Origin of the sequence: Prevotella scopos JCM 17725 (assembly GCF_018127785.1) — a bacterium.
In the GTDB taxonomy this organism is placed as follows: Bacteria; Bacteroidota; Bacteroidia; order Bacteroidales; family Bacteroidaceae; genus Prevotella; species Prevotella scopos.
The window spans coordinates 1,101,109-1,114,118 of sequence record NZ_CP072390.1 but is presented as its reverse complement, the minus strand read 5'-3'; the positions used below and the strand labels follow the sequence as shown (position 1 = coordinate 1,114,118).

Below are 13,010 nucleotides of genomic sequence, written 5' to 3'. Positions count from 1 at the left end.
TCGTCTTCTAACAGCAAATTACTCATATAGGTAGTTATGGCTGTAAAAACATTTCGCACCCTTTCTAAAGTAGTACATGGTCTTATGACTTCTAAAATATGCTCTTTTAACGTGGTGTTAACGCCCTTTTGGACCCTTGTTAACGTCCTTTTGGGAATGGCTCTGTAATTGCTTTTATGTCAGGGTATTATAAACTTGCTCTCTACACGTGTTTTTGTTTCAATTTGCAGATCTTCTGTTTGTGGAAACGTAAATACTTTTCAGAATTGTATTAATAGGTTTGAGATATTATAAAGAAGCCGTATTATGAATAAGAAATGTGTGTCGAATGATTTGTTGGTGATATTTAAGCTATACTCAAGTACATTATTGAAAAAGTTAAAATAGCGTAATGGTGTTTATGTTCGACATTATTTGAGTATTTTTGTACGTTATTTAGGCAATGAGAAATAAGAGCATTATATTCCTATTATCCTTTGTTGTTGTGTTTGCAATGGCAAGCGTCAATATGCCTGTACCTCAAGGTAAGAAGATTAAGAAGGCAAAGGCAAGCGCAGTTGTAGTTGACACTTTGCTGAAAGGGCAAAGTGCAAAGGATAGTAAGGCGGTTGATAAGAATATCCCAGATACCACGAAGATGGACTCTCTTCAGTTGGCAATCTATCATCATAATAAATCAATTGATGATTCTATCCGTGCTGATAGCCTGATGCGTGCACGCTCAAATGGTATTGATGCACCTGTTAAATACTCTGCAGAAGACTCGCTCGTTTATGATGCAGAATCGGGTACTGCATACTTGTACGGCAACTCGAAGGTCGATTATGAGAATATGAAGCTTTCGAGTGACAAGGTACATATGAATCTTGATAAGAGCACTGTGCGTGCAACGGGTACAGCGGATTCTACAGCAGAAGGTGGTATCAAGGGAAAGCCTGTCTTTACAATGGGTAAAGATGAGTATAAGAGTGATACAATGGCTTTTAACTTTAAGTCAAAGAAGGGTTTGATTAAAGGTATCTATACCGAGCAACAAGAAGGTTTCCTTAGTGGAGAGGTAGGTAAACGTGATTCCACGGGGGCTGTTTATTTGCAGCATGGTCGTTACACGACTTGTGATAAACCTCATCCTGACTTTTATATAGCTCTTTCTCGTGCAAAAGTTCGCCCAGGTAAGGATGTTGTCTTTGGACCAGCTTATCTTGTTGTGGCGGATGTTCCTTTACCATTGGCAATCCCATACGGTTTCTTCCCATTCTCAAAGAAGTATTCAAGTGGTTTCATTATGCCAAGTTATGGTGATGAAAGCGACCGTGGTTTTTACCTTCGTGATGGTGGTTACTACTTTGCAATTAGTGATAAGTGGGACTTAAAACTCTTAGGAGAAATCTATACTAAGGGTTCTTGGGGTGTGTCTGCAGCCAGCAACTACCGCAAGCGTTACAGATATTCAGGTTCATTCCTCTTTAGCTATCAGGATTCAAAGACGGGTGACAAGGGATTACCAGACTTTGCTGAGCAGGAGAGTTTTAAGATTCAATGGAGTCACCGCCAAGACCCAAAAGCTAATCCTTACAGTTCGCTGGCTGCAAGTGTGAACTTTGCGACATCAAGCTATGAGCGTAACAACCTCAATAGTATGTATAATCCGCAGACGCTCACACAGTCAACGAGAACTTCTTCTGTAAGTTGGAGCACAGGCTTCTCAAGTATTGGACTCTCTTTGAGTGCTACTACGAACCTCTCACAGAACATGCGTACCTCTTCTATACAGATAACACTGCCAGATTTGAACATTAGTTTGAGCCGATTCTACCCTTTCAAGCGTAAGCATCTTGTGGGTAAGGAACGTTGGTATGAGAAGATTTCGATGAGTTATACGGGTCAGTTGGCTAATTCTATCTCAACGACAGAAGATAAAATCCTACACTCTAATCTGATCAAAGACTGGAAAAATGCTTTCCAACATACAATCCCAGTACAGGCAAACTTCACCTTGTTTAATTATATCAATGTGACGCCATCTTTCAATTTTACGGACCGTATGTATTCTAAGAAGGTGACACGTGGATGGGATAATACTCTTCAGAAAGAGGTGGTAAGAGATACTACCTATGGTTTCCATAATGTTTACAACTGGAGTATGAGTGTGGGTGCCAGCACGAAATTATATGGTTTCTGGATGCCTAATAGAAAATTATTTGGCGATAAGATACAGGCTATCCGCCATGTCATCACTCCACAGGTTACTTTCTCTTACTCACCAAACTTCGGTGCACGCCGTTATGGCTACTATGATAGCTATCAGTACACAGATGCAAGCGGTAACGTGAAACTTGTTGAATACTCACCTTATCAAGATGAGCTTTATAGTGTGCCGGGTAAGTACAAGACTGAGATGATCAGTTGGGATGTTAGCAATAACATCGAAATGAAGATTAAGAGCGATAAGGATACTACTGGTTATAAGAAGATAAGTATCATTGATGAGTTAGGAGCAAGTATGTCTTACAATGCTGCAGCAGACTATCATCGTTGGAGTGACCTTAGTATGCGTCTGCGTTTGAAGTGGTGGAAGAATTATACCTTCTCAATGAATGCACAGTTTGCTACTTATGCTTACGAACTTGATGCTAATGGTAAGCCTTACGTAGGTAATCATACAGAGTGGGGATATGGTCGTTTACCTCGTTTCCAAGGTATGTCGCAGAACTTCTCATTCACTTTGAATCCAGAGAAGTTGAAGAAGTGGTTCGGACGTAAGGATGATAAAGATGATGATAAGGTGTCAGTAGATAGCGATGGCCCAGATACTAACATCGAATCAAACATGGATGATGACCTTGAAAAGGGAAAATATGCTGCTAAGAAGAAGCGTGGTAATATTGCTGAGACAGATGATGATGGTTACATGAGTTTCAATATGCCATGGTCATTGACAATCGGTTATGGTATTACGATGCGTGAGAATACAGCGGGTAGGTTCAATACTAAGACGATGCGTTACCCTTATAAGTTCACACAGACGTTGAACTTCTCTGGTAATATTCGTATCAGTGATGGCTGGAATATTAACTTCTCAAGTGGTTACGACTTTGAAAACCATGCGATGAGTATGACAACAGCCAGTCTGTCACGTGACCTCCACTGTTTTAATATGAGTGCTTCTGTAGTTTTAGCACCATATACATCTTACAACTTTACCTTCCGTTGTAATGCTGCAACGCTGACAGATGCGTTGAAGTATGATAAGCGAAGTGGTATTACAAATGCTGTACAGTGGTATTAATAAGATAAAATGCACTTCATAAGACGGACGGTTCTGCCGTCCGTTATTGATTTGAATCCTTTTATAAACAATACAAACGTTTAAAAGAAAATGAAGAAACAGACACAGGCTATTCATCAGCCTTATAAGCGTAGAGATGCATATGATGCGTTAAGTATGCCCATCTATAATGCGGTTGCTTTTGAGTTTGATAATGCGAAAGTGATGGCTGATGCCTTTTGTGGACGTATTGATGCGCCTGATTATTCACGTGTGGAGAACCCAACAGTGACTAATCTCGAACAGCGTGTTAAGGCTTTAACTGGTGCTGAGAATGTTATTGCTCTCAACTCGGGTATGGCTGCTATCAGTAATACACTCCTTTCTATTGTTGAACAGGGTAAGAACGTTATCACGTCACGTCATCTCTTTGGTAATACTTATTCTTTGCTCACATCTACACTGAGCAGATTGGGGGTTGAGGCAAGACTTTGTGACCTTACAGATGTTGAGGCTGTAGAACGATTGATAGATGATAACACGTGCTGTTTGTTCCTTGAAATCATGACAAATCCTCAACTTGAGGTGGTTGATGTACGTGCCTTGACTTCAATAGCACACCAACATGGCATCCCTGTCATTGCTGATACTACGCTTATTCCTTTCACACAGTTCTCTGCAAAGGACTTGGGCATTGACTTAGAGGTCGTTTCAAGTACAAAGTATATCAGTGGTGGTGCAACTTCTTTGGGTGGTCTTGTTATTGATTATGGTACGTTCCTTTCTATTGGTAAGCGCCTCTTGAATGAGATGCTCTTTAACCTTGGAGCTTATATGACACCACAGGTTGCCTATATGCAGACCTTGGGCTTAGAGACTTTGGATGTACGATATCGCGCTCAAGCAGGTAATGCTTTGGAGTTGGCACAGAGATTACGTACGCTAAAGCCTATTCATAAGGTAAACTATGTGGGCTTGGAGGATAATCCTTACCATCAGTTGGCTGTTAGTCAGTATGGAGAAACTGCAGGAGCAATGGTTACAATCGACTTGGAGAGTCAAGAGGCTTGTTTCAGAATACTCGATAACTTGAAGCTCATTCATCGTGCAACTAACCTCTTTGATAATCGTACATTGGCTATCCACCCAGCAAGTACTATCTTCGGACTCTTCACTGCGGAGGAGCGTGCAGCAATGGATGTGCAGGACACTACCATACGTCTCAGTATTGGTTTGGAAAGTGTTGATGACCTATTCGATGATATTAAGCAAGCTTTGGAAGTATGATAAAGACTTATAACTTTGACGAGATAATCGATCGTTCGGGGAGTGGTGACTTGAAGCATGAGGCACTTCTTCCACGTTGGGGGCGCAATGACTTGTTACCACTTTGGGTGGCTGATATGGACTTTGCTACTCCTGATTTTGTTGTGGATGCCCTTAAAGACCGTCTTTCACATCCTATCTTTGGTTATACCATTGAACCAACTGAATATCGTCCTGCTATCATCGACTGGATACGTGCTCATCATGATTGGGAGGTAAAGCCAGGATGGTTGAGTTTTATTCCTGGTATTGTTAGGGGTATCGGCTTTGTGGTGAATGTATTTACGGAACTTGACGAAAAGGTGATTATACAACCACCTGTCTATCATCCATTCCGTTTGACGCCAGAGGCTAATCATCGTAAGGTGGTCTTCAATCCGCTTCGTCTCCGTGAGGACGGATATTATGACATGGATTTTGATAATCTTGCAGAGGTTTGCGATGATAAATGCCGTGTACTGGTACTCTCTAATCCTCATAACCCTGCAGGACTGTGTTGGTCGGAAGAGACATTACGTCGCTTGGCAGACTTCTGTTACGAGCATAATATTATTGTCATCAGCGACGAGATACACAGTGATATGGCGCTCTTTGGTAATCGTCATATTCCGTTTGCCAGTGTGTCAGAGCGTGCAGCACAAATCAGTATCACCTTTGCAGCACCAACAAAGACTTTCAATATGGCAGGTATTGTCAGTTCATTTGCTATCGTTCCAAACGAAGAACTGCGCAATCGCTTCTATGGTTGGTTGAAGGCTAACGAATTAGATGAGCCTACGCTCTTTGCACCAATAGCCACGATAGCTGCTTATCGGAAGGGAGAAGAGTGGCGCAAACAGATGTTGGCGTATGTAGAAGAGAATGTTCGCTTTGTTGAAGACTTCTGTCGTGAGCATATTCCTGGTATTCGTCCACTCCGTCCGCAGGCAAGTTTCCTTGTTTGGTTGGATTGTCATGGATTGGGATTGAAGCATAAAGAGCTATTGAATCTCTTTATTGATAAGGCTCATCTTGCATTGAACGATGGTAGAATGTTTGGTCCCGGTGGAGAAGGCTTTATGCGTTTGAATGTTGGTACACCGCGTTCTATACTTCGTCAGGCGTTGGAACAGTTGGCTGAAGCGGTGAATGAATTATAAAAAAGAATTGTTATGGAAGCATTAGAAGCATTGTTAACACGTCGTAGCGTACGTGCTTATGAAGAGCGTATGCCTGAACAGGACTTGATAGATAAGGTTATGGAGGCTGGTCTTTACGCTGCAAGCGGAAAGAATATGCAGACCGCTATCATCGTCGAAGTAACTAATAAGAAAGTACGCGGCCGTTTGTCTGTGATAAATGCTGAGATAATGGGCGTAACGAGCGACCCTTTTTATGGTGCACCTGTCGTTCTTGCAGTATTAGCAGATAAGTGTAGTCCTAATCATGTCTATGATGGTGCGTTGATGATGGGCAACCTTATGAATGCTGCTCATGCTGTTGGTTTAGGAAGCTGCTGGATTAATCGTGCCAAGCAAACTTTTGAGCGTGAAGATGGCAAGCAGATGCTGAAAGAGTGGGGTATAGAAGGCGATTATGAAGGTATCGGCTTCTGTATTCTTGGTTATGCTGCAAAGGAGGGTAAGACTGCACCACGTAAGGCAAATCGTATCTTCTATGTGAAGTAAGGTTCTGACTTATCACTATTGGCTTAACATGCCTGTATAAGTTAATCACCCTTGACTTGCTATATATAATAAGGTGAAGTAGACTTTTCTTTTACATCATTAAACGATGTGTTAACGCTCCGCACATATTGTGTTGACCACTCAAAGCCTTGTTATATAGCGCTAAGGAGTGTGCTATTATTGGTTAGTTTCTGTTAAGAAGGCGATGTTATTTGTGTTTCGTCGAGCAGTATTAATAGAGAGATAATAAAAAGTAGCCTCAATACATAAGAATGCTTTATTTGCACTTCAAATGTATTGAGGCTATTCTTTTTATCTTTCAAAGTTGAAAGAGCTTGTTCCTCGATAGGAATAAAGAGATTGATTACTCTCCCTCCTCTTCCTTCTTTTTGCGAGTTGCTCTACGCTTCTTTGGCTTCTCCTCAGTCTTGTCAACCTTTACACCAGCCAACTCTGGGTCGATAAGAATACGACCACAATATTCACAAACGATAATCTTCTTGTGAATCTTTACATCCAACTGGCGCTGAGGTGGAATCTTATTGAAGCAACCACCGCATGCATCACGCTGTACGTAAACAATACCCAAACCATTACGGGCACCGCGACGGATACGCTTGAAACTACGGAGTAATCCTAGTTCTATCTTAGTCTCCAACTCTGCAGCTTTCTCCTTCAAAAGGCCTTCTTCTTCACGAGTCTCCTGCATAATCTCATCGAGCTCGTTACGCTTCTCTTCTAGTGCATGCTGACGATCTTCAAGCAATGCACGGTTAGCTTGTAAGTCCTTCTGCTTTTCCTCAACCTTAAACTGAGCTTCCTTAATCTTCTTGTTGCAAAGTTCAATCTCAAGTGTCTGGAACTCAATTTCCTTTGTCAATGTATCGTACTCACGGTTGTTTGCAACAGAGTCCAACTGTTTGTTGTAACGCTCTAAACTTGCTTGAGCATCTTGGATGTTACCCTTCTTCTGTGTGATAGCAGCCTGATAGTCTTTAATATCTTGCTCAATCTTTTCGATACGAATGTGCAGACCTTCTAACTCATCTTCCAAGTCACGTACCTCAAGTGGCAACTCACCACGCAAAGCTCGCTTCTCATCGATGCCTGAAAGCGTTGTCTGTAACTGGAAAAGGGTTTTCAACTTTTCCTCTACTGGTAACTCTTTTGGATCTTTTTTTGCCATAGTCCTTATGTTTGTTTAATTCAAAATTCAGATTACTCTTTTTTTAGGAGTTTAGGAGTGAGAGGGGTTAAGATAACACCACAGACCTCATTCGTCCAACTTCTTAACAATTAACTTGTTTACTTGTCTAATACGTCAACCTGTCAACCAACAAACAAGTAACTTGTCAACTCGTCAACTCGTCTAACTAGTTAACTAAAAATACCCGATAGGATTTGTATTTATCTCCGATAAATAGCACTTCACATCAGGGCATTCCTTTTCGATAATGTCACGCAGAACCTCAGTAGTGAATTGCTCGCTTTGATAATGTCCGATGACACAAATCTGTATTTCTTGTTCATGACCAAAAAACTCATGATAGCTCATCTCACCTGTCAAAAAGGCATCTGCACCTGCTGCAATCGCATCCTGCAACAGGAATGCACCTGAGCCACCACAAAGTGCAATGGTACGTATCTCACGACGGAGCAACTCATTTGCTTGAACACACTCTGCGTCAAATTTCTTCTTCAGCAATAGAATCAAATCATCTGCTGCCACAGGTGCTTCTAATTCGCCGATGACACCATCACCACCCGTAACTGTTTCGCCTGTCTGTGGGTTCACAACTTGTTTGTTACGACCAAAGAAACGTAAGTTTTCAAGTCCTAACTTTTCTGCTATCTTGTAGTTGACACCACCAACGGCTGAGTCTAAGTTCGTGTGCATAGCAGCAATGACGATGTCGTGCTTAATAGCCTTTATTACCGTACGCTGCACATAGTTCGCATCTGTCACTTGTGACAGCTTACGAAAGATGAGTGGATGGTGCGCAATAATTAAGTTACAACCTTTTTTGATAGCCTCATCAACCACCTTTTCAGTCACGTCAAGACACAAAAAGGCCCCTGATACTTCCGCCTCTGTCAATCCAACCTGCAGACCAGCATTATCATAGCTTTCCTGTAAGGGCAAAGGCGCGAACCGTTCAAGGGCATCAATTACTTCCTTTATTTTCACGCTACGCATAAGTTTTAGACTGCAAAGATAAGAAAATTATTCGACTTTCACAACCTTTGTAGGCTAATTTATTTTATTACCATTTTAAAGTGGAATCACTCTTGGATGATCAGATAACGAGATACATTCCAGAACTTATCTGTATTTGTAATGGTAAGTGTTGTTGTCCCATCCTCATTCTCTGTGAGGGTATAACTACCTTCTGGGTTCTGAGAAAGAAGTTTTGGACTTGATGAGTTAATGTTCAACGTCTTCAAATCCTTACTATTAGCCTCCGTAAACAGTTCTTTTACTACATTATTGTTGTTAACTTTCTTTGAGAAGAATGATACCTTCAAAAGCCCTTTCTCCTTCAATGTTTCTTTGTTAGCAATAATGTAATAAACTTTGTTTAACTCCTTTTCTTCTTTGATTCTTTGGTTTTCCTTTGCTTTCAACAGGGCATATTCCTTTTCCAATGTAGCCATATTGAATCTATACCGCATTGCGTCAACACTGTTAGCTTGGTTCATAACAATGTATTTAAGCTGATCTACTGTGACTTCCTTGCGATTTGCAACCTGTTCCAACTGATTTACACGATATCCTTTCTCTTTCAACTGTGATGAAAGAAACTCAATCATTTTATAAAGGTTGTCTATCGTGGGGTTTGATACTGCTGAAGCATCCACTTTCTTAACCCTTTCGCTAAGCAACTTATCAATCTGATTTTGCTTCTCGGTGAGTAGGTTTCCTAATCCTTTTATCTGCAGAATAATCTTTGATTTCTTGTCTGCATGCTCTGTAATCCTGCAAAGCATTGCTTCACGGGTTGAGATAGAATCAAGGTTGGCTGAAATCTCATCTATTGAGGCGGTCAGCTGACTTATAGCCTCAGCTTCTCTTGAAGGAGGAGTAACATTAATACGTTTTTGGGTAGGACTTGGACGCTTCACTTCCTGGCAAGAAGTAAAGGTTACAACACCTACCATTGCTATCAAAACTGTTAATTTAATCCTTCTCATTTTGTAAAATCACCGAATGATAATGCAAAGGTACGTTTATTATACGAAGATACGAACAGATGATGTATTAAAAATGCTAATAAAAGGAGAAACGATATGTTGTTCCTCCTTTTATTTTGCTGTTTCTTTGATAAAGAAAAGAATATTATCTTACTACTACCTTATATGTCTTACCATTCGTTTCCTTGATAATATGTACTCCATGTTGCATATTTTCAATTCGTTTACCAGAAAGGTCATAAATCTTTTTTGTATCTTCTTTTCCCTGCTTATAAACGTTGATACCTGTAGGGGTGTCTTCCCAAATAAGCGTTGCTGTCGCTCCTTCTCCTCCTGATTGTTTGATATTTTCTACAATACCACTTGCATTCTGGTTATACGTAATAGTGAAATCATCATCACTTGACCAACCAAAATAGTGTTTATCTATCACCGTATAGTGCACAGCAGCTACTGGATGTTGGAAAACTTTTCCAAAGTATCCTGCAAAGAGTTGTCCGTATGGTGAGATACCTTCATAATCGGCAATTGAGGTAATTGGATTAACAAATAGAGATAGATATTTGTTGGTGATGCTTTTGTTGTATTCATAAGCTACCTGTCCTACTTTTTTATTATCCCGAAAATGCTCTACGAGTGTAATATCTCCGTCGGTCCATGTCAATTTATACTCTGTTCCGGTACGTTCATTGTTTGTTATTACAATCTTTGTCAGTTCCCCAGCTGTATTATATGTGTAGTTATATTCTGCCCAATATTCTGGCTCTCCTTCATACGGAATTAAGTTTATCTTTTCTGAAACAACTCTATTATTCTGGAGAACAGTTGTTCGGATATCTTTATTTTTGATATCTTCATTCTCATAGAATGTTTGAACTACTTTGTCATTACTATAAGTATACTTGCTACTACGTTTTAAGTGGTCGTCAGCAATATATTCAACAGACTCTATAATTCTTCCTTTTTCATCATACTTAAATTCAAAGTAAGATTTGCCGTCGGTCATCTTTAATAACTTTCTGTCGTTCTGTGCACTTATGGTCTGACCAAACACAATGAAGGTAATAAGTAATAGGTAGATTCTCTTCATATACAATATATTTAAAATTTATAAATAGTCATTCTTTTATCAACTGCAAAGTTAATAAAAAAAACGTTAATTCAGTTTTTTCTCTATAAAATTTAGGCTTATTAGTCCAATTACTTAATCCAGTAATGAGGGCTAATAAGCCTGAAGGGCTTTATCCTAATGCAAGGATACGTTCTAAGTTTTTTTCTTCACCTACTACCCATAGGATGTCACCTGCCTGTAGGCAGCGGGAAGGAGTGATGAGTGTAAGGTTCTTCTGGCCTTCATCAACACCCACAACCATACAGTTGTATTCGTCGCGGATACCACTATCTTTGAGCGTCTTCCCAATGAAAGGACTTGTCTTAGAGATGGTGAAACTGCGGAGTTTCATCTCATGCTTCTCTATGTTAGTAACCTCTGGCTGTAACTCAGCATTTATTGCCTTAGAAAGTTTTGTTAGCTGCTCATCATTACCAATGGCTTGCAGCTTGTCGCCAGGGAAGAGAATTGTTCCTCCATTCGGAATATTGATATGCTTGGAGCCACGAAGAATACTACTGATATGCACACCAAAGCGATTTCGGAGCTTCAAACTATGCAATGTCTTACCAGCCCAAAGCGAGTCGTCAGGCAGTTCAAGATTGGCAATATGAATATCACGATCAATCAGGTGATTGGCAAATAGTGGCTTCTTCTTTCCTTGTTTTTGTGCCTCGATGTCACGGCTTTGAAGGTTCTGAATAAACAGACGTTCCAGCGTAATACTTCTTTTTTTAAGCCAACGAGAGAGGAGCATCAATATCAACAAGCCCACTGCAACGGCAATCATCAGCGCATTCTTAAAACGTGTGAGATAGTTGCATACGTAGAAGATGAAACTGAGTGCAATAAGGACACGTGCAAGGATAGTTGCAGTGAGGGGTAAACGATTTATACGACGGTCTGTCCATAGTGCTTTGAACGCTTCTGAATGATTCTGTTTCATTACAATAGAACGTAGGAATGGTGCGATGAAGAGGATTGTAAGGAATCCACACACTGCATTTCCAATCCAGTGACTGCCAGTCCATTTAATGGATAAGTTCCTACAAATAGGAAGAGCTGCAGAGAACATGATAGCAATGACGGCTGAAGAGAGGATACCATAAATAAGCGTGTTGAGTATTATCTTCTTCATCAGGACTTTCCAAAGATTATCTTCAGTGGCACTCTCTCCTGTACTATTCGTTTGTATATGAGTAAGACGGCGTACCCATTGCTTTGGCAGATGCTTAACAAGGAAGTTATAACAAGGCTCTGCTGCACGAATCATATACGGAGTAAGGAAGGTGGTGATAACTGATACGGCAACGACAACAGGGTAGAGAAACTCGCTGATGACACCTAACGAACGCCCTAATGTTGCAATAATAAATGCAAACTCGCCTACTTGAGCCATTGAGAAACCACAACGCATAGCATTCTTAAGCGTCTGCCCTCCGAGAAGATAACCTAAGGTTCCGAACAAAGCCTGTCCAACAAGGATTGTAATGACAAGCAGTAAGATAGGAACTGCATAGTTAATCAGAACGTTTGGATTTACCAACATACCTACAGATACGAAGAAGATAGCGCCAAAAAGATTCTTTACTGGGTCAACGAGACGAATGATTTTATCAGCTTCGACAGTTTCAGCCAAGATACTTCCCATAACAAAGGCACCGAAAGCTGCACTAAAACCGACCTGTGTTGATATAACGGCCATTAGACAACAGAAGCCCAAAGCTACAATGAGCAGAGTCTCGTTGTTAAGTAATTTACGAACAGAACGAAGGAAGAGTGGAATGGCAAAGAGACCAACAACGAACCATAGAACAAGGAAGAACCCAATCTTCATGATGCTTCCGAGAAGCTGGACACCATCAGGACTGTTACCACTGGCTACGGTACTGAGCATCACCATCATCACAATGGCAAGGATATCCTCCAAGATAAGTACACTCATCACGGTAGAGGCGAAGCCTTGCTGTGTGAGTCCCATATCTGAGAAGGCTTTGTATATGATGGTTGTCGAACTCATTGCGACCATACCTCCAAGGAAGATACAGTCCATTTCTTTCCATCCAAAGCTATGTCCTACGATGACACCTAATGTCATCATACAGAAGATGATGGTACAAGCAGCAATGATGGGAGAGGCGCCCATCTTGAGAATCTTCTTTATAGAGAAGTCTAATCCCAGTGAGAAGAGCAAGAAGATGACACCAATGTCAGCCCATGTCTGTATGTCTGACTTATCGACAACGCTCATCACATAGGGCATGTGAGGTGACACAAGGAATCCTGCCACGATGTATCCTAATACCAATGGCTGCTTGAGTTTCTTGAATATAAGTGTTACAAATCCTGCTACAACAAGAATGAGCGCAAGGTCTTTGACCAATTCGGGTAGTTCTGACATAAATACTTTATGGAGTTAGAGGAGTTAGTGGGGTAGTTGGAAGTT

The 13,010-nt window shown here is 40.8% G+C and carries 9 protein-coding genes; 4 read left to right on the top strand and 5 right to left on the bottom strand.

The features are described from left to right. Positions 1-442: 442 nt before the first annotated feature. The 4 genes from J4856_RS10065 to J4856_RS10050 all read left to right on the top strand — a co-directional run bounded on the left by J4856_RS10065 (position 443) and on the right by J4856_RS10050 (position 6,261). Positions 443-3,289, top strand: coding sequence for a putative LPS assembly protein LptD (locus J4856_RS10065; protein WP_025838216.1), 2,847 nt, complete (start codon positions 443-445; stop codon positions 3,287-3,289). Between the two features lie 90 nt (positions 3,290-3,379). Beyond that, positions 3,380-4,555 carry a trans-sulfuration enzyme family protein gene (locus tag J4856_RS10060; protein ID WP_025838214.1) on the top strand — a complete coding sequence of 392 codons (1,176 nt, stop codon included), beginning with the start codon at positions 3,380-3,382 and terminating at the stop codon, positions 4,553-4,555. Continuing rightward, positions 4,552-5,733 (top strand): MalY/PatB family protein, encoded by a 1,182-nt coding sequence (locus J4856_RS10055; RefSeq protein WP_025838212.1) that lies wholly within the window; start codon positions 4,552-4,554, stop codon positions 5,731-5,733. The genes J4856_RS10060 and J4856_RS10055 overlap by 4 nt, the downstream gene beginning before the upstream one ends. A gap of 12 nt (positions 5,734-5,745) precedes the next feature. Next, a complete protein-coding gene (locus tag J4856_RS10050) occupies positions 5,746-6,261 on the top strand; it encodes a nitroreductase (RefSeq protein ID WP_025838210.1) in 516 nt (171 codons plus the stop codon). 364 nt (positions 6,262-6,625) lie between these two features. On the opposite strand, the gene J4856_RS10045 is transcribed toward J4856_RS10050, so the two are convergent. The 5 genes from J4856_RS10045 to J4856_RS10025 all read right to left on the bottom strand — a co-directional run bounded on the left by J4856_RS10045 (position 6,626) and on the right by J4856_RS10025 (position 12,965). Then, on the bottom strand, positions 6,626-7,447 hold the full coding sequence (locus J4856_RS10045) for a zinc ribbon domain-containing protein (RefSeq protein WP_025838208.1): 822 nt from the start codon (positions 7,445-7,447) through the stop codon (positions 6,626-6,628). A gap of 195 nt (positions 7,448-7,642) precedes the next feature. After that, positions 7,643-8,458 (bottom strand): Nif3-like dinuclear metal center hexameric protein, encoded by an 816-nt coding sequence (locus J4856_RS10040; protein WP_025838206.1) that lies wholly within the window; start codon positions 8,456-8,458, stop codon positions 7,643-7,645. An 86-nt stretch (positions 8,459-8,544) separates the two neighbouring features. Further along, positions 8,545-9,453, bottom strand: coding sequence for a Cbp1 family collagen-binding glycoprotein adhesin (locus J4856_RS10035; protein WP_025838204.1), 909 nt, complete (start codon positions 9,451-9,453; stop codon positions 8,545-8,547). A 145-nt stretch (positions 9,454-9,598) separates the two neighbouring features. Further along, positions 9,599-10,543 carry a DUF4595 domain-containing protein gene (locus tag J4856_RS10030; RefSeq protein ID WP_025838202.1) on the bottom strand — a complete coding sequence of 315 codons (945 nt, stop codon included), beginning with the start codon at positions 10,541-10,543 and terminating at the stop codon, positions 9,599-9,601. A 151-nt stretch (positions 10,544-10,694) separates the two neighbouring features. Continuing rightward, a complete protein-coding gene (locus J4856_RS10025; RefSeq protein ID WP_065367753.1) occupies positions 10,695-12,965 on the bottom strand; it encodes a cation:proton antiporter domain-containing protein in 2,271 nt (756 codons plus the stop codon). Positions 12,966-13,010 lie beyond the last annotated feature (45 nt).